Origin of the sequence: Nocardioides ganghwensis (assembly GCF_014779655.1) — a bacterium.
GTDB lineage: Bacteria > Actinomycetota > Actinomycetes > Propionibacteriales > Nocardioidaceae > Nocardioides > Nocardioides ganghwensis.
The window spans coordinates 293,214-310,772 of record NZ_JACXYX010000001.1 but is presented as its reverse complement, the minus strand read 5'-3'; the positions used below and the strand labels follow the sequence as shown (position 1 = coordinate 310,772).

Sequence of the window (17,559 nt, the reverse complement as noted above, 5' to 3'; positions counted from 1 at the left end):
CGCGGCGAGCGCGCTGTTGTCAGGCGGGTGCGGCGGGAGGACCGTGGACGGGACGGCCGTTCACGTCTCGGGCCTCCGTGTCCGGCAGAGCCCGTCGACACCGGCGAGGCCGGGTCCCCCGTCCCGCCGACGTCGTGCGAGTGCGCTCAGGGGGAGGATCCATGGTCGAGAGGCTGACGGTTCGGGGGGAGATCCTGCCTGCCGACCCCGGGGCCCGGGAGGACGCGGTCGCCACGGTCCTCGATGACATCGGCTACCGCGTCGTCACCCGGGTCAACACCACGGTCGCCGCGCGTTCGGGCGGCCAGGAGATCGAGCTCGAGGTCGACGAGGGCCACTTCCTCGAGATCACCGACACCAACGGCGTCACCACGTTCTGGACGGCCGAGTCCGCCCGGGACGAGGCGCGCTCGCGAGGCGGTCGCCTCGACCTGGCCGTCCCCTCCGTCACCCGTGGTACGGGTACGGCGATCCGCGAGGTCGTGCAGAGCACGATCGACAGCGACCTGGCCGGCCTCGGGCGGGGGGTGGCGGACTGGGGACTCGACATGCTGCTGCAGCCGGCCGCCCGGGCCACGGTGCGAGCCCTGACCGGCAGGCTCGACCGGCCGAGCACCAGCCCGGACCGCGGTCATCCGCGCGTACGGGGGGTGCACCGGGTGGGTCACGACCTGCGTCTCGGCCCGGACAGCCTCGTGCAGGACCTCGACGCGGCCGGGGACCCGTTCCTGGTCCTGCTGCACGGGACGTTCTCGAACACCGAGGCGTCCTTCGGCGGCCTGCTCGCCCGGGACCACACCGACTGGGACGCCATGCTGGGGAGCTACGACGACCGGCTGGTCGCGCTCGAGCACCCGACCCTGGGGCTCACGCCGGTCGAGAACGCGGTCGTCCTGGCACAGGCCCTGCCCGAGGGCGCCCGCGTGCACATGCTGAGCCACTCGCGGGGCGGCCTGGTCGGCGAGGTCCTCAGCTGCGCCGCACAGGGCGCCCCCTCGACGCAGGCCTACGACCGCCGCAAGCAGGAGACGCACCCCGACGTCGCGGCGTGGGCCGAGCTCACCGAGCTCGTGCAGGGCAAGGGGATCCGGGTCGAGCGGTTCGTGCGCGTCGCGTGCCCGGCGCGCGGCACGATCCTGGCCTCGCGCAAGGTCGACAAGTGGGCCAGCTACTTCTTCAACGCCCTCAAGCTGGTGCCCGGGCTGGACGCGGCCGGAGTCCTCAGCGTGGTGAAGAAGGTGGTGCTCGTCCTGCTGGAGCAGCGTCTCGACGTGCGCGCGGTCCCCGGGCTGGAGTGCATGGTGCCGGAGTCCGCACTCGTCGCCACCCTCGCGGGCGTGGAGCACCCGGTCGCCGACGGACTGTTCGCGGTGAAGGGCGACCTGGAGTCGAAGGGGCTCCTCGGCAAGATCGCCCTGGCGCTGCCCACCCTGTTCTTCGAGGGCGACCACGACCTGGTCGTCAACACCAGCGCCATGGACGGCGGCATGCCCCGGGCCGACATGCGGGCGGAGCTCTTCCGCAGCTCCGACCACACCCACTTCGGCTACTTCCGGACGCCGAGCTCCCGCGAGGCCATCCGCACGGCCCTCGTGCCCACGGAGACCGTGCCCGGACCTCGGGGAGCGCGTGGAGCCGTCCCGGCCGCCGCCGAGGACAGGCCCGCTCCGTCCAGCCGTCGTCGCGGCGACGCCGTCCACGGCCCGACCCTGGTGATCGTGCCCGACCTGATGGGGTCGGTGCTCCACTCGGCGAGCGAGGCGGAGCGGACGATCTGGCCCGCCCCGGGCGCGATCGCACGTCGGGGCGTGACCTCCGTCCTCACCCCGGACCCGGTGGACGACGACGACGTGCCGGGCCTCGTCGAGCCCACGCCCGACGTCCTGGTGTCGCCGTACGACGACCTCGTGGAGGTGATGCGCCACACGTTCGTGGTGCGCGCCTTCCCGTACGACTGGCGCCTGCCGCTCAGCGACTCCGCCGCCCAGCTCCGTGCGGCCCTCACCGGCCTGTCGGAGTCGGTCGACGGCGAGCCCGGGAACGCGGCCGACTGCCTGGTGCTCGGTCACGGGGTGGGCGCGCTGCTCGCCCTCGAGGCGTGTGCGGGCACCGGCCTGCGGCCCGTCCTCCTCGACCCTCCGTTCGAGGAGCGCAGGGGCATGGCACGACGGGCCGCCGGGCAGGACGACCTGACCAGGACGCTCGCGCTGGTCGACGGCGAGACCGAGCCGCGAGCGGTGGGCGAGCAGCTGGCCGCCCTCGAGGCCTTCCGGGTCAGGAGCGAGGGACTCTCGCTCATCCACCCCTGGGAGGTCGAGCCTCCCCTCTTCGTGTGCGTCCACGACAACGTGCACGCCGGCCACGGTCATCTGACCCTGCCGTGCCAGCACTACCTGAGCCGGGCGCCGGCGGGCTCGATCCTCACCAGCCCGGAGGTGCTCCAGGACCTTCGGCGCCTCGTGCAGGGCCGCAGCCCGGTCGGGCTCGTGGCCGGGCAGCCGAGCGCGTCGCCACCGGCTCCGGCGCCCCACCCGGAGCCGGAGCGGGAGCTGCTGTTCCCCACCGCCGACGAGCTGGCACGCATGGCCCTCGGCATCCGCACGGTCCCCGGCCCCCAGCCGGTCAGCCTGCTGGTGCGGGTCACCCACGGAGACCTCCGCGTCGGGGACGGCCCCTGGATCGTCGGCGCCCAGGACGGCACGCCGATCGGCGGGGCCGAGAAGGCGCTGGACCAGCGCCTCGACGGGGCACTGTCGACGCACCGGATCCTGGGGCAGTACCCGGGACCGGCCGGCACCCTCCAGCTGTTCACCGGACCGGACCTGGAGGGTGCGGCCGCGGCGGTGATCGGCCTGGGGGCCCCGGGCGAGGTGACGCCGGGCCAGCTGACCACCGGCGTCACCCAGGCCGTGCTGCGACTCGCCGCGGCCAACGTGCACGTCGGGCCGGTCGCCCGGCAGGCGCACCTGCAGGAGCACCGCGGCTTCGAGATCTCGTGCGTGCTCGCCGGGACGGTGGGATCGGGCGCACTCCCCATCGAGACGGCCGTCAACGCCGTCATCACCGGCGTACGCCGCGCCAACCGCAAGCTGCGTGACCTGCAGCAGACCCCCGACGACAACCGGCCCGACGCCTGGGCCAGCCCGCCGGTGGTGGGCTCCCTGCAGCTCATCGAGCTCTACGAGGACCGTGCCGTCCTGGCGCTCCAGGCCGCGACCAACCTCGCCCAGAGCGACGGGAGCACCGACGAGGACGTCCTCCAGGTGGTCACCGCGCTCCAGGTCGGCGTGGGCGGCCGGAAGGGGAGCACCGCGGGCTACCTCGACGACCGGTGGCGCACCATCAAGGTGACCGCGTCGGCGTCCGCGACCCTGCTCGAGCCGGGCGAGGCGCCACCGCAGCCGCCGGCGGCCGACGACGACCTCGTGCAGCTGACGTTCACGGAGGTGGGTCGCAGCGCGGGCGCGGAGACCACGGTGACCTCCGCGCAGCGACGGGTCATCGACCAGGTCATCAGGACCTCCATCCAGGGCGACATCGAGCCGGCGCGGCAGACGCACAACACGTTGTACGAGCTCCTCGTGCCGCTCCACATGAAGGGCCAGGGACGACCCAGCGACAACATCATGTTCATCCTCGACGCGCACGCCGCGAGCCTGCCCCTCGAGATGCTCGCCACCCGGTCGTACGACGACACGATCGTCCCCCTCGCCGCCGAGGTCGGCATCATCCGCCGGCTGGAGACGAGCACGTTCAGGCAGTGGGTCCGGCCCGCCTCGGGCAGTCGCGCCCTGGTCATCGGCGACCCGCGGGCTCGCGGCTGGCCCCCGCTGCCCGGCGCCCGGCTGGAGGCCAACCGCGTCGCCGCGTCGCTCGAGGCGCACGGCTACGAGGTCGAGCGGCAGATCTCGGCGTCCGACGACGACGACTCGGTCTGCACCACGAGCATCCTGGACGCCCTGTTCGCCCACGACTACCGGATCATCCACCTCGCAGCGCACGGCGACACCACGGGACGGCCCGGCGTGATCATCGGGGAGCACGACCGCCTCACGGCGCTCGAGATCCAGCAGCTGCAGACGACGCCGGACCTGGTGTTCCTCAACTGCTGCCACCTCGCCACAGCCCTGGCCCCGATGGCGCCCGGGCAGCCTGCCCTCCCGTGGGAGCGCCGGGACTGGCGTCCCGACCGCTTCGCCGCCGGCATCTCCCGCCAGCTCATCGACAACGGGGTGCGGGCGGTCGTGGCAGCCGGGTGGGCGGTGGCGGACGACGCGGCCGCCACGTTCGCCGGCACCTTCTACGACGAGTTCCTCTCGGGTCGGGACCTGGGACCCGCCACCCTGACCGCTCGCAAGGTCGTGCTCAAGGAGCACAGGAACACCTCGACCTGGGGCGCCTACCAGGTCTACGGCCCTCCAGCGATGAAGATCCAGGGCCTGCCGCCGGCGACCCGCGAGCTCGACCTCACCAACCCCAAGGCCGTGCGGGAGTGGCTCGACTCGCTCGCCCGGCAGTCCTCCCGGCTCCCGGCCGACCCCGACCTGCGGGCCAGGGCCGTCAAGCGGATCACCGCCGACCTCGAGGCGGCGCTCAGCGGCGCGCCCCAGGCCTGGATCGACGGCGAGGTCCAGCAGACCGTGGGCGAGGTCTGGCGCAACCTCGGCTCGTACGCGCGGGCGATCTCCTCCTTCCAGGACGCCCTCGAGACCTGGAGCTCGGTGGCCGCGCTCAACGTCGTCGACCAGCTGGTCTCGGCGTACGTCCGGCTCGGCGCGGAGCACGCCCGCAAGTCGCAGAAGACCGCTGCCGAGCGGAGCTTCGCCAAGGCGGAGCGGGTCATCCGCACCATGAACGGGCTGGGACGCCCCGTACGTGACGACGAGGCGGTCACCCAGGCTCCGGAGCGCCTCAAGCTGACGGCGAACTTCGAGCTGCACCGCCTCTGGATCGACCCGGAGGACCCCGCGGCGCTCGCGCGCGCACACCTCGCGTTCGAGCGGGCCACCACGGCGTACGAGCGGGCGCGACGCCAGGACCGCTACTGCAGGCTCGGCGAGGTCACCCTGCGGTGGCTCCGCCAGCAACGGGACGGCACGGTCGCCGGCACCACCGAGCAGGACCTCGACACGGTGACCGAGCTGCTGCGGAACGCGCGGAGGGAGCGCTGGTCCCCGAAGCCGTTCGCCCAGCTCGCGGCGGCGGACTGCCTCCTGGTCGACGCCCTGCTGAGGACCCCGGTGGGCAGGCAGCCGACCGCCAAGGAGCTGGCGGCCTTCACCTCCGGCGTCTTCGACCTGACCGACGCCTACCGCGACGCGTTCCGCAAGGGCGTCAGCGAGCGCGAGCGGGCATCGGTCACGGACTACCTCGAGCTGCTCCAGCGGCTGCTGCCTCCCGGCCACCTGGCCCGGGAGCAGCTGCTGGTCGTCGTCACGGACGAGCTGCGATGAGGCGCGTCACGACCGGGGTGGGGTGAGGACGGCATGGCGGTGTTCGCGGACGGCAGGATCGAGGCGTACGTCGGCCCGACCGAGCTCGGGGCCGCCGACGACCTCGAGGCGGTGATCACCGACTTCGTCGCCGGCGCCCGGTCCACCCTCAGCGTGGCCGTGCAGGAGCTCGACAGCCCGGCCATCGCCCAGGCCCTCGTCGACGCGAGCTGGCGCGGCGTACGGGTCGAGCTGTTCCTCGAGCAGGACTACCTGCGCTCCCCCCTCGTCGGCGACCCCCCGAAGGCACCGGTCCCGCGACCGGGCGAGACCGCCGCCGAGGCGCTGCACCGCGTGCAGTGGCTGGAGGACGACACCGAGCTCGCGGAGAACCGCCGGATCCTCGCCGCGCTGCTGCGCTCCGACGTGCAGGTGCGCGGCGACTACAACCCGCGGATCTTCCACCAGAAGTTCGTGCTGCGCGACTACGACGGCCGCGCCCGGCCGACCTCGGCCCTGCTGTCGGGGTCGGCGAACTTCACCCTGACCGACACCCACCGCAACCTCAACCACGTCTTCGTCTTCCGCAGTGCCTTCGTGTGCCGCCAGTACCTCTCCGAGGTGGAGCAGCTGCGGGCCGGCTCGTTCGGCCGCGGGCTGCACGGGGACGTGCCGAAGGTCTACGACCTGGCCGGCGTCCCGGTGAAGGTGCTCTTCGCTCCCGACCACACGCCGGAGCTCGAGATCGTCAAGCAGATGCTCAAGGGGACCGAGGAGATCGTCTTCGCGATCTTCACCTTCGCCGGCTCCTCGGGGATCGACGACGCGATGCTCGCCCTGGCCCGCGGCGGCATGAAGGTGCGCGGCGTCGTGGACCGGACCCAGGCCGCCCACGCCTGGGCCGCTCCCGCGTGGCTGGTCCACGACAACATCGAGCTGTTCGTGCCGCGTCGCTCCGGCGTCTTCTCGAGCCTGCGCAAGCTGCACCACAAGCTGATGGTCATCGACGAGCAGGTCGTCGTCGCCGGCAGCTTCAACTACACCGCGCCCGCCAACGAGTTCAACGACGAGAACATCTTCGTCATCGGCTCGGTCCACGCCGAGGTCGAGGGCATCGAGGTCGCCGAGCAGCCGTGCCGGGTGGTCGCCCGCCACCTCAAGGCCGAGGTCGAGCGCATCATCGCCAACAGCGAGCCGTGGACCCCCGGCTGAGGGCCCGCCGGACGACGCTGCGGCCCGACCGGCCTCAGCCCTTCGTCGAGCCCAGGGTGAGGCCGGAGACGAACTGCTTCTGCAGGGCGAAGAACACCACGAGCACGGGCAGCGCGACGATGATCGAGCCGGCCGCGACGAGGTTGGTGTCGGTGAAGAACTGGCCGCGCAGGTTGTTGAGCGCCGAGGTGACGGGCAGCTTGTTGCCCTGCTGGATCAGCACCGTCGCCCAGAAGAACTCGTTGTAGATCCACGTCACCTGCAGCGTCGCGAGCGCGGCCAGCGCCGGGCGTACGAGCGGCATCGTCAGCTGCCAGTACTGGCGCCACACGCTCGCGCCGTCGAGCTCGGCGGACTCGTAGATCTCGTAGGGCAGCGTCTTCATGTAGTTGCTCAGCACGAAGGTGCAGAACCCCATCTGGAACGCGGTGTTGACCAGGATCAACGCCCAGAAGCTGTTGAGCATCGAGCCGGAGTCGCTCATGAACAGCGGGAGCGGGATCTCCCGGAACATCCGGAAGACCGGGATCAGCAACGCCTGCGGCGGGAGCAGGTTGGCGGCGAGGAAGACGCCGAGCATCGTCAGGTTGAACCGGAAGCTGAACCGGGCGAGGACGAACGCCACCATCGAGGACAGCCACAGGGTGAGCAGCACGGCCGGGACGGTGATGAGCAGCGAGTTCTTCATGTGCAGCCCGAAGTTGCCCCGCGACCACGCCTCCTCGTAGTTGGACGTGGTCCACCCGCCGAACGACAGGTAGCCGTTGGCCTGGGTGTACTCGTACTCGCGGAAGGAGTTCACCAGCGCCCACAGCAGCGGGAAGAGCCACGCCAGGGCGAGCAGGGCGACGATCACCGTGACGACCACCCCGCGAGGCTTGCTCATGACGCCGCCCTCGACGCGCTTGGGCGGCGTGGCCCGCACTGCCTCGTCCGGCGGGGTCGGGCCCGTCGATGCCGGGAGTGCCTGGGTGCTCATCCTCGACGCTCCTCACGGAAGACGTTGCGCAGGTAGACGGTGATGAAGATCGACGAGATCAGCATCATGATCACGGCGAGCGCCGACCCGAAGCCGTACCTGGTCGCCTCGCCGATGACGTTCTGGGCGACCAGGGCGCCGATCAGCTCGAGGCCGTTGCGGCCCTTGTTGACGACCCAGACGAGGTCGAAGGCGCGCAGCGACTCGATCACGACGATGACGATGACGATCATGTTGATCGGGCGCATCACCGGGAAGATCACGTGGAAGAACGTCTTCACCTCGCTGGCGCCGTCGACCGCCGCGGCCTCGCGGAGACTGGCGTCGACGCCCTTCAGCCCGGCCAGGTAGATCAGCATGATGTAGCCGGTGTGGCGCCACGCCGTGGCGACCAGCACCGCCCACAGGTTGATGTCGGGGTCGCCGTACCAGTCCACCTGCGAGCCGAAGACGTCGTTGATCAGGCCCTGGTCGCGGGAGTAGAAGAGCTGCCAGATGAAGCCGATGAGGGCCAGCGACAGCACGACCGGCATGTAGAACGCGGTCTGGTAGATCCGGCTGCCGCGCATCTCGCGGTCGAGCAGCACCGCGAGGAACATCCCGAACAGGGTGGGCAGGAAGAACAGGAACGCCAGCCAGATGAGGTTGTGCTGGATCGCCGGCCAGAACGCGGGGTAGATCGTGACGATGTCGCGGTAGTTCTGGAAGCCGACCCACTCGATCGTGTCGAGGTCGCCGAAGCCGTTCCACTTGCCGAACGACAGCACCACCGACAGCAGCGCCGGGAGCCACACCAGCCCGAGCACGAGCAGCAACGGGATGGTCACCATCGTGACGACGGTGAAGCGGTCGCGCCCGGGCAGCTTCTTCTCCCGGCCCTGCGGCGGCGCCTCGGCCGTCTCCCCGGGCTTCGTGGCTCGCGGCGCCTCGTCGATGTGTGCCATGGCTCAGCCGAAGATCGAGTCGGCCTGCTCCTGGATGCTGGCCGTGACCCCGTCGATGTCGTCGGGGTTCTTCAGGAACTCCTGGATCGACGGGATCATCACCGTGTTCGCGAAGTCCGCGTTGGTGTCGCGGTCCATGAACTGGGCGATGTTGGCGGCGGCACCGACGACCTCGGCGGACTTCTTCTGCAGGTCGCTGTAGGTCGAGGTGCTGGCGCCGGAGTTGGCCGCGATGAACGGAGCGTCGGCGGCGCTGTTGCCGGCGTCGGCGGCGGCGGCGCTGCCGAGCCACTTGGCCATCGCCTTGCCGGCGTCCTGGTTCTGCCCGGCCGCCGCGACGCAGAAGCCGTCGATCGGGGCGTCGAGGGCGTCGGAGCCGATGGCCGGGTCGAGCTCGGGGAAGGTGAAGAAGTCGAGGTCGTCGCCGTTCTCGCCAAGGGCGTCCACGACGAAGGTGCCGAGCAGGTACATGCCGCACTCGCCCTTGCCCATCGCGGTCGCGGCCTCCTGCCACGTACGGCCGAGCGGGTCGGCCTGGTGGTAGGGCAGCAGCTTGCGCCACGTGTCGAACACGAGCTTGACCTCGTCGCCGTCCCAGGCCTCCTCGCCCGCCATCAGGCTCATGTGGAAGTCGAAGCCGTTGAGGCGCATGTTGAGGATGTCGAAGGTGCCCATCGCGGGCCAGCCGTCCTTGTCGCCGAACGCGAACGGGGTGACGCCCTTGCCCTGCATGTCGTCCATGAGGGCCATGAAGTCGTCGTTGGTCTCCGGCGGCGCCCAGCCGTTCTTCTCGAAGACGGACTTCCGGTAGAAGACCGCCCACGGGTAGTAGCTGATCGGCACGAAGTACTGCTTGCCGTCGGGGGCGGTGGCGGCCTGCTTGAACGAGTCGTTGAGGCCGTCGATGGGCCACTGGTCGCTCAGGTCGGTGATCAGCCCGTTCTCCGCGAACTGCGCCATCCGGAAGCCGGCGAACCACGTGAAGACGTCGTCGGGCGTGCCCTGGAGGTAGGTGTTGATGCTCTCCTGGAAGGTGTTGTGGTCCACCGCGTTGAGCGCCACCTCGGTGCCGCTCTCCTCGGCGTAGGCGTCGGCGATCGCCTTGAGGCGGTCGTAGGCGGGCCCCGAGCCGGACGCCTCGTTGATGCCGAACTTCACGGTGGCGCCCTCGCCGGTGGCCGGGCCCCCCGAGTCGCCGCCGCAGGCGGCGAGGGCGCTGGCGCCGCCCACGGCGAGGCCGCTGAGCGCGAGGCCGCGGAGGACGGACCGACGCGAGGCGGCCATGGTGGTGAGCGCGGAGCGGGGGATCGCGCTGGAGCGGGGCAGTGACACGGGGGCCTCCTGGACGAGCCGGACTGAGCAAACGGGGACAAAACCGAACAGAGATGGACAGCATGTGACGACTGACACAGACCCGTCAACCCTTTCGGGTGTCGTTTTCGCACCAGATCAAACATTTCCAAACCGTTTTCCCCCACAAAGCGTTGACTTCGGCCTGTGAGGGTCGACACAGTGGTCGCATGCCGACATCCCTGCCCGCGCTGGCCTTCGGAGGCGACTACAACCCCGAGCAGTGGCCCGCCGCAGCCCACGTGGAGGACCGCGAGCTGATGGGCGAGGCGGGCGTCGACCTGGTCACGCTCGCCGTCTTCTCCTGGGCCTGGCTCCAGCCGGGGCCCGACCAGTGGGAGTTCGGCTGGCTCGACCGGCAGATGGACGACCTGCACGCCGCAGGGGTCAGGGTCGACCTCGCCACCGCGACCGCATCGCCGCCGCCGTGGCTGACCCACCGGCACCCCGAGATGCTCCCGGTCACCGCGGACGGGCGCACCCTCTGGCCCGGCGGGCGGCAGTCGTTCTGCCCGAGCTCGCCGGTCTACCGCGAGCACGCGCTCGAGCTGTGCACCCGCATGGCCGAGCGCTACCACGACCACCCGGCCCTGGCGCTGTGGCACGTGTCCAACGAGCTGGGCTGCCACAACGCGCGCTGCTACTGCGACACCAGCGCGGCCGCCTTCCGGACCTGGCTCCGCGACCGCTACGACGACGACGTCGCCCGGCTCAACGACGCCTGGGGCACCGCCTTCTGGTCCCAGCGCTACGACGACTTCGAGCAGGTGCTGCCGCCGCGCTCGGCACCGACGCACGCCAACCCGACCCAGCAGCTCGACTTCGCCCGCTTCTCCTCCGACCAGCTGCTCGACAACTTCGTCGTGGAGCGCGACGTCCTGCACCGCCTCTCCCCCGGCGTCCCGGTCACCACCAACTTCATGGTGATGCGCCAGACGCCGCAGATGGACTACCTGCGCTGGGGCCGCGAGCTCGACGTGGTGTCCAACGACCACTACCTCATCGCCGCCGAGGACGACGGGCACCGTGAGCTCGCCTTCAGCGCCGACCTGACCCGCGGCACCGCCGACGGTCGCCCCTGGCTGCTGATGGAGCACAGCACCAGCGCCGTCAACTGGCAGCCGCGCAACCGGGCCAAGCGGCCCGGCGAGATGATCCGCAACAGCCTGTCCCACGTGGCGCACGGCACCGACGCGGTGCTGTTCTTCCAGTGGCGCGCGTCGCGCGCCGGCGCGGAGAAGTTCCACTCCGGCCTGCTGCCCCACGCCGGCACCGACACCCGCCAGTGGCGCGAGGTGGTGGAGCTGTCGCGGCTCCTGGACGCCGTCGAGGAGGTCTCGGGCAGCACGGCGCGCAACGACGCGGCGATCCTGTTCGACTACGAGGCGTGGTGGGGGTGCGAGCTCGACTCCCACCCGAGCATCGACGTGCGCTACCGGGACCGGGCCGAGGACCTGCACCGCTCCCTGTCGGCCCGGGGCGTGGGCGTCGACGTGGTCCACCCCAGCGCCGACCTCTCCGCCTACCGGCTCGTCGTGGTCCCCACGCTCTACCTCGTCAGCGACGCCACCGTGGCCGCGCTGACGGCTGCCGCCGAGGCCGGCGCCACGGTGGTGATCACCTACTTCAGCGGCATCGTCGACGAGAACGACCACATCCGCCTCGGCGGCTACCCGGGTGCCTTCCGCGACCTGCTCGGCGTACGGACGACCGAGCTCCTGCCCCTGCTAGCGGGCGAGACGGTGCGCGTCGACGGCCTCGGGAGCGGCGCCGTCACCGCCGACACCTGGGCCGAGGACCTCGAGCTCACCGGCGCCGAGGCCGTCGCGACGTACGCCGACGGGCCCGCCGCGGGCCTGCCCGCGGTGACGCGGCGCGAGGTCGGCTCCGGGGTCGCGTGGTACGTCGCGACGCGGCTCGACCGCGGCGGCACCGACCGACTCGTCGACCGGCTGGTGGCCGAGACCGGCATCGAGACCCTGCCCGGCGCCGCGGACCTGGTCGAGGTCACCAGGCGGGTGGGCGCCGACGCGAGCTGGCTGTTCGTGATCAACCACGGCGACGCCCCCGCCGCGGTCGACGTGCACGGCACCGACCTGGTCGCCGGACGCGAGGTCGCCGGCGACCTGGAGGTGCCGGCCGGCGGGGTGGCCGTCGTCCGCGAGGTGGTCCGCGAGGTGGTCCGCGAGGCCGTCCGCGACACCTCGGTGCCGGGCGGGAGGAGCTGATGCTCGCCGCGCAGCGCCGGAGCCGGATCCTGGCCGAGCTGAGCCGCGACGGGACGGTGCGCGTCACCGACCTCGTCGAGCTGCTCGGCGTCTCCGACATGACCGTGCGCCGTGACCTCGTCGCCCTGCACCGCGACGGGCTGCTGGAGAAGGTCCACGGCGGCGCACTGGCCGTGGCCGAGCCGTCGTCGTCGGAGCCGGGCTTCGCCGCCAAGTCCGTGCAGCGTCGACGCGAGAAGGAGGCGATCGCCCGCGCGGCCGCCGACATGGTGCACACCGGGATGGCCATCGCCGTCTCGGCCGGCACCACCACCCACGCGCTGACCGAGCACATCGCCCGCATCCCCAACCTCACGGTCGTGACCAACTCCGTGTGGGTCGCCGACGTCCTGCACCGCACCGGGGACGCCACCACGTCGGTGCTGCTGACCGGCGGCCTGCGCACCCCGTCCGACGCGCTCGTCGGACCGGTCGCGGTGTCGTCGCTGCGCAGCCTCCACGTCGACGCGTTCTTCATGGGGGTGCACGGCATGGACGTCAGGGCCGGTTTCAGCACGCCCAACCTGCTCGAGTCGGAGACCAACCGGGCGATGATCGAGCGCTCGCGGCGCCTGATCGTGTGCGCCGACTCCAGCAAGTGGGGCGTCGTGGGCCTCAGCAGCATGGCCGCCCTGTCCGAGGCGGCGGTGCTGGTCACCGACTCCGGGCTCTCCGCCCACGCCAGCGGCGCGCTGGCCGACCACGTCGGCGAGCTGGTCGTGGTCGACCCGGTCGACGACGACGAGGACGAGCTCGACCTGGCGGACGACGCATGAGCGCTCCTGCCCACGCCCCGGTCCACCTCACCCGTGCCGGCGTCAGCCTCGTGCTCGGCCGCGACGACCACGGCATCCCGGTCGTCCTGCACTGGGGTGCCGCGCTCGGCGAGCTCGACGCCGCCGGCCTGGCCGCCCTGGCGACAGCACGTCGGCCCGGGGCCGCGCGCTCGGCGTACGACGGCCCGCGCAGCACCGGTCTCGTCCCCGACGGCACCCGCGGCTACTCCGGCACCCCCGCCCTGGCGGGGCACCGGGTCGGCGGCAGCGCCACCGCGGCGGCGCCGAGCCTGGTCGACTGGGACGTGAGGGCCGACGACGCGAACCTCACCTGCAGCTCCACCGACGACGAGGCCGGGTGGGCCGTCCGGGTCGTGCTGTCCCTCGACGAGGCCGGCCTGCTGCACGCGCGGACGTCGGTGACCAACACGGCCGACGGCGCCCTCCACCTCGCCTCGGTCCTCACCGCGCTGCCGGTGGGCGCGCACGCGACGGAGCTGCTCGACCTGACGGGGCGCTGGTGCAAGGAGCGCACCCCGCAGCGGCACCCGTGGGTGCAGGGCACCCACCGCCGCGACGCCCGCCACGGGCGTACGGGTCACGACGCCACCCTGGTCATGGTCGCCGGCACCCCCGGGTTCGACTTCGGCGCAGGCGAGCTCTGGGCGGTGCACACCGCGTGGAGCGGCAACCACACCCACTACGCCGAGCGCACGCCCGAGGGGGAGGTCCTCCTCGGCGGCGGCGAGCTGCTCGCGCCCGGCGAGGTCGTGCTCGCCCGCGGCGAGACCTACGAGTCTCCCTGGCTGCTCGGCTCGTTCTCCCCTGCGGGGCTGGACCCGATGAGCCACCGCTTCCACGCCCACCTGCGGTCGGTGACGCCCCGGGCGCGCACCGAGCGGCCGGTCATCGCGAACTCGTGGGAGGCGGTCTACTTCGACCACTCGCTCGAGCGGATCGCCGAGCTCGCCGACGTCGCGGCCGCGGTCGCCGTCGAGCGCTTCGTCCTCGACGACGGCTGGTTCCTCGGCCGGCGCGACGACACGGCCGGGCTGGGCGACTGGACGGTCGACCCGGAGGTGTGGCCCCAGGGCCTGGGCCCGCTGGTCGACCACGTGCGCGGGCGCGGGATGGAGTTCGGGCTGTGGGTCGAGCCCGAGATGGTCAACCTCGACTCCGAGACGGCCCGCACCCACCCCGAGCGCGTGCTGCGCGGCCGCGCGGCCGCGCCGCCCGAGTGGCGCCAGCAGCAGGTCCTCGACCTGCAGGACGAGGGAGCGTACGCCGACCTGCGCGCCGCGCTCCTCGCGCTGCTCGACGAGCTGGACGTCGCCTACCTCAAGTGGGACCACAACCGCGACCTCACCGACGCCACCCACGACGGGCGCCCGGCCGTCCACGGCCAGACCCTCGCTGCGTACCGGCTGCTCGACGAGCTGCGCGAGGCCCACCCCGCCCTGGAGATCGAGTCGTGCTCCTCGGGCGGCGCGCGCGTCGACGCGGAGGTGCTGGCCCGCACCGACCGGATCTGGCCCAGCGACACCATCGATTCGCTCGAACGACAGCACCTCCAGCGGTGGACCTCGCTGCTGGTGCCGCCGGAGCTGATGGGCTCGCACGTCGGCGGACCGACGTCCCACACGACCGGGCGCACCCACACCCTGCGCTACCGCGCCGCCACCGCCCTGCTCCACTGGTTCGGCATCGAGTGGGACATGTCCCGCCTGGACGAGGGCGAGCTCGCCGAGCTGCGGTCGTGGATCGAGCTGCACAAGCGCGTGCGCCCGCTGATCGGCAGCGGCACCTTGGTCCACCCCGACCACCCGGACCCGGCGCTGCTCGTCACCGGCGTCGTCGGCGCGGACCGCTCGGAGGCGTGGTACGTCGTCGCGACGGTGGCCGCGACCGCGACCCAGCACCCCGCACCGCTGCGCCTGACCGGCCTGGACCCGGACCGCCGCTACCGGGTCACCGAGGAGATGCCCCGCGGACCCGGCGGCGCCGACCTCACCGGCGCCTGGTCCGCCCACGGCACGGAGCTCACCGGCCGGGTGCTCGCCACGGCCGGCATCGCGCTGCCCGTCCTCGACCCGGAGGAGGCGCGGGTGCTGCGGCTGGTGGCCGTGGGCTGAGGTCGGTTCTGGGGCGGGCCTGCTCCCGCCAACTCACCGGTTGGCGACGGGGAGCACGGGCCTACCCTGAGGACATGGACGCACACGCGTGGGACGAGCGGTACGCCGCCAGCGACCTGGTCTGGTCGCGCGAGCCCAACCAGTTCGTGGCCGCCGAGCTCGCCGACCTGCCTCCGGGGCGGGCCGTCGACCTCGCCGCGGGCGAGGGACGCAACGCCATCTGGCTCGCCTCGCGCGGCTGGTCGGCCACGGCCGTGGACTTCTCGCAGGTCGCGCTCGACAAGGGCGCGCGGGTCGCGGGCGACCTCGACGTCACGTGGGTCTGCGCCGACGTGACGACGTGGCAGCCGTCGGATCCGGTCGACCTCGTGGTGGTCGCCTACCTCCAGCTGCCGGTCGCCGACCGGAGGCGGGCGGTGCGGAGCGCGGTCGGGATGCTGCGCCCGGGCGGCACCCTGCTGCTCGTCGCGCACGACTCGACCAACCTGGCCGAGGGCACCGGGGGCCCGCAGGACCCGTCCGTGCTGATGACCGCCGAGGACGTCCTCGGCGATCTCGAGGGGATCGACGTCGAGGTGCTGCGCGCCGAGCGCGTCGCCCGGGAGGTCGCGACCGAGGACCCGCACGGCGGTGAGCAGCGGCGTACGGCCTGGGACTGCCTGGTGCGGCTGGTTCGGGCGGACCGGGCCGGTGCGGCTCAGCGCTCGTCGGTGGTGGTGGACGAGCCCGAGGTGTCCGTCTCATCGGTGCGCCGGACCGGCTCGTCGCCGTAGACGCCGGCGTCCTTGGCCGCCTGGGCCTTGCGCAGCTGCTTGACCAGGCTGAACGCGATCACGACCACCGCGAGGATCATGAAGATCCAGATCGCGAAGCCCAGCGGCCCGGCCTTCACCTGGGTGGGCTCGGGAGTCGGGTCTTGGACCAGGACGATCAGCAGGTCGAGCATGCCTCCATCATCCCACTCCCCCGTCAGGGCGCGGGCGTCGGGATCCCGGCGAACAGGTCGTCCTCGGGCAGGTCGCGCCCGACCGTCGACTCGACGAGCTCGTAGTCCTCGGTCGGCCACACCTTCTGCTGGATCTCGCGCGGGATGGCGAACCACATGCCGTCGGGGTCGATCTGCGTGGCGTGGGCGAGCAGGGCCTGGTCGCGGACCCCGAAGAAGTCACCGCACGGCACCCGGGTCGTGATGCGCTCGTCCCACTCGGGCTCGCGCTCCCAGTTCTTCAGCCGCTCCTCGTAGGGCGACTCCAGGTCGTGGGCCAGCATCGCCTCGTGGAGGGCATGGGTCTTCGCCCAGCTCCAGCCGTGGTGGTAGTAGAGCTTCATCGGCTGCCACGGCTCCCCCGCGTCGGGGAAGCGCTCCGGGTCGCCCGCGGCGGCGTACGCGGCCACGGAGACCTCGTGGCAGCGGATGTGGTCGGGGTGCGGGTAGCCCCCGCGCTCGTCGTAGGTCGTCATCACGTGCGGGCGGAAGTCGCGGATCAGCCGCACGAGGCGCTCGGTCGCCTCCTCCAGCGGCACGAGCGCGAAGCAACCCTCCGGCAGCGGCGGCAGCGGGTCGCCCTCCGGCCAGCCGGAGTCGACGAAGCCGAGCCAGTCCTGTCGCACCCCCAGGATGTCGCGGGCGCGGTGCATCTCCTCGCGACGGATCTCCGAGATGTTCTCCCAGACCTCGGGGCGGTCCATCTTGGCGTTGAGGACCGAGCCGCGCTCGCCGCCGGTGCAGGTGACGACGTGGACGTCGACGCCCTCCGAGACGTACTTGGCGGTCGACGCCGCTCCCTTGCTCGACTCGTCGTCGGGGTGGGCGTGCACGTGCATCAGGCGGAGCCCGGCGCGGGGCTTGTCGGTGCGCCGGTCTGCGGAGGGCTGGGGCATGGTCTTCAGTCTAGGAGGGGCCACTTACGCTTGACGCGTGACCACCGACCCTTCGACAGGCGCAGGACAGCGCCTCGCCGACCGCTACGGTGCGCCGTCGCGCTGGCAGCGCCCGGTGGTGATCGGCCTCGCCGCCCTCCTCGCCGTCGTCGGCCTCACCTGGCTGGCGTGGACCGCGTGGTTCCACAGCACGCCGGAGGTGTCGTCGGAGGTCATCACCTACGAGGTGACCAGCGACTACGAGATCCGCGCCCGCGTCGACGTACGCCTCGAGGACGGCGTGCGGGACGCCAGCTGCCGGGTGCGGGCCCTGTCGGAGGACAAGTCGGCCGTCGGCGAGCTCGAGTTCACCCCTGTCGCCGGCACCAACGAGGTGGTCGTCCGCACCGAGCGGCGCGCGACCACCGTCGAGAAGCTCGGCTGCACCGCGGAGGGCCAGCCGCGTCCGCGCTGAGTCGTCCACCTGCGCTTTTGCCCGGGTCTTGCTAACCTGAACGTTCTGCCCGTCCGGGTGCGCTGGCCGACGTCCGTCGCCGCGCCGACTCCGATCGGACGGAAGACATCAATCGACCCGATGCGGGTGCGC

Annotated in this window: 12 protein-coding genes; 7 read left to right on the top strand and 5 right to left on the bottom strand. The window is 72.2% G+C overall.

Annotated features, from left to right (window positions below):
- Positions 1-161: 161 nt before the first annotated feature.
- A complete protein-coding gene (locus tag IEZ24_RS01475; protein ID WP_129455938.1) occupies positions 162-5,453 on the top strand; it encodes a CHAT domain-containing protein in 5,292 nt (1,763 codons plus the stop codon).
- A gap of 33 nt (positions 5,454-5,486) precedes the next feature.
- Positions 5,487-6,644, top strand: a complete 1,158-nt coding sequence (locus IEZ24_RS01470) for a phospholipase D-like domain-containing protein (RefSeq protein ID WP_129455937.1) — start codon at positions 5,487-5,489, stop codon at positions 6,642-6,644.
- Between the two features lie 34 nt (positions 6,645-6,678).
- On the opposite strand, the gene IEZ24_RS01465 is transcribed toward IEZ24_RS01470, so the two are convergent.
- The 3 genes from IEZ24_RS01465 to IEZ24_RS01455 are packed head-to-tail and all read right to left on the bottom strand — an operon-like array spanning position 6,679 to position 9,899.
- Positions 6,679-7,623 (bottom strand): carbohydrate ABC transporter permease, encoded by a 945-nt coding sequence (locus IEZ24_RS01465; RefSeq protein ID WP_191192795.1) that lies wholly within the window; start codon positions 7,621-7,623, stop codon positions 6,679-6,681.
- Complete coding sequence (locus tag IEZ24_RS01460) at positions 7,620-8,567, bottom strand: carbohydrate ABC transporter permease (RefSeq protein ID WP_129455936.1); 948 nt, start codon at positions 8,565-8,567, stop codon at positions 7,620-7,622. Before IEZ24_RS01460 ends, IEZ24_RS01465 begins: the two co-directional genes overlap by 4 nt.
- Before the next feature lie 3 nt (positions 8,568-8,570).
- Complete coding sequence (locus IEZ24_RS01455; protein ID WP_207206863.1) at positions 8,571-9,899, bottom strand: ABC transporter substrate-binding protein; 1,329 nt, start codon at positions 9,897-9,899, stop codon at positions 8,571-8,573.
- Positions 9,900-10,087: 188 nt separating this feature from the next.
- On the opposite strand from IEZ24_RS01455, the gene IEZ24_RS01450 reads away from it, so the two are divergent.
- From IEZ24_RS01450 to IEZ24_RS01435, 4 genes are all read left to right on the top strand, one after another.
- Positions 10,088-12,145, top strand: a complete 2,058-nt coding sequence (locus IEZ24_RS01450) for a beta-galactosidase (RefSeq protein ID WP_129455935.1) — start codon at positions 10,088-10,090, stop codon at positions 12,143-12,145.
- The gene (locus IEZ24_RS01445) at positions 12,145-12,960 is read left to right on the top strand and encodes a DeoR/GlpR family DNA-binding transcription regulator (protein ID WP_129455934.1); all 816 of its coding nucleotides are present in this window, start codon (positions 12,145-12,147) and stop codon (positions 12,958-12,960) included. The genes IEZ24_RS01450 and IEZ24_RS01445 overlap by 1 nt, the downstream gene beginning before the upstream one ends.
- Positions 12,957-15,092, top strand: coding sequence for an alpha-galactosidase (locus IEZ24_RS01440; RefSeq protein WP_129455933.1), 2,136 nt, complete (start codon positions 12,957-12,959; stop codon positions 15,090-15,092). The genes IEZ24_RS01445 and IEZ24_RS01440 overlap by 4 nt, the downstream gene beginning before the upstream one ends.
- 74 nt (positions 15,093-15,166) lie before the next feature.
- The gene (locus IEZ24_RS01435; RefSeq protein WP_129455932.1) at positions 15,167-15,865 is read left to right on the top strand and encodes a class I SAM-dependent methyltransferase; all 699 of its coding nucleotides are present in this window, start codon (positions 15,167-15,169) and stop codon (positions 15,863-15,865) included.
- Here IEZ24_RS01435 and IEZ24_RS01430 read toward each other — a convergent pair.
- Positions 15,790-16,038 (bottom strand): hypothetical protein, encoded by a 249-nt coding sequence (locus IEZ24_RS01430; RefSeq protein ID WP_129455931.1) that lies wholly within the window; start codon positions 16,036-16,038, stop codon positions 15,790-15,792. The two genes, IEZ24_RS01435 and IEZ24_RS01430, sit on opposite strands and share 76 nt — an antisense overlap.
- Positions 16,039-16,061: 23 nt before the next feature.
- The gene (gene mca, locus IEZ24_RS01425) at positions 16,062-16,973 is read right to left on the bottom strand and encodes a mycothiol conjugate amidase Mca (protein ID WP_129455930.1); all 912 of its coding nucleotides are present in this window, start codon (positions 16,971-16,973) and stop codon (positions 16,062-16,064) included.
- A 37-nt stretch (positions 16,974-17,010) separates the two neighbouring features.
- Here mca and IEZ24_RS01420 point away from each other — a divergent pair, with 37 nt between their 5' ends.
- Positions 17,011-17,427, top strand: coding sequence for a DUF4307 domain-containing protein (locus tag IEZ24_RS01420; RefSeq protein ID WP_129455929.1), 417 nt, complete (start codon positions 17,011-17,013; stop codon positions 17,425-17,427).
- The last annotated feature ends 132 nt before the right edge of the window (positions 17,428-17,559 follow it).

What these genes read in the sequence shown, in the direction of transcription:
- IEZ24_RS01475 (WP_129455938.1), top strand. Translation starts at nt 162, where the DNA reads ATGGTCGAGAGGCTGACGGTTCGGGGGGAGATCCTGCCTGCCGACCCC.
- mca (WP_129455930.1), bottom strand. Translation starts at nt 16,973, where the DNA reads ATGCCCCAGCCCTCCGCAGACCGGCGCACCGACAAGCCCCGCGCCGGG.
- IEZ24_RS01435 (WP_129455932.1), top strand. Translation starts at nt 15,167, where the DNA reads ATGGACGCACACGCGTGGGACGAGCGGTACGCCGCCAGCGACCTGGTC.
- IEZ24_RS01460 (WP_129455936.1), bottom strand. Translation starts at nt 8,567, where the DNA reads ATGGCACACATCGACGAGGCGCCGCGAGCCACGAAGCCCGGGGAGACG.
- IEZ24_RS01440 (WP_129455933.1), top strand. Translation starts at nt 12,957, where the DNA reads ATGAGCGCTCCTGCCCACGCCCCGGTCCACCTCACCCGTGCCGGCGTC.
- IEZ24_RS01465 (WP_191192795.1), bottom strand. Translation starts at nt 7,623, where the DNA reads ATGAGCACCCAGGCACTCCCGGCATCGACGGGCCCGACCCCGCCGGAC.
- IEZ24_RS01445 (WP_129455934.1), top strand. Translation starts at nt 12,145, where the DNA reads ATGCTCGCCGCGCAGCGCCGGAGCCGGATCCTGGCCGAGCTGAGCCGC.
- IEZ24_RS01450 (WP_129455935.1), top strand. Translation starts at nt 10,088, where the DNA reads ATGCCGACATCCCTGCCCGCGCTGGCCTTCGGAGGCGACTACAACCCC.
- IEZ24_RS01470 (WP_129455937.1), top strand. Translation starts at nt 5,487, where the DNA reads ATGGCGGTGTTCGCGGACGGCAGGATCGAGGCGTACGTCGGCCCGACC.
- IEZ24_RS01430 (WP_129455931.1), bottom strand. Translation starts at nt 16,038, where the DNA reads ATGCTCGACCTGCTGATCGTCCTGGTCCAAGACCCGACTCCCGAGCCC.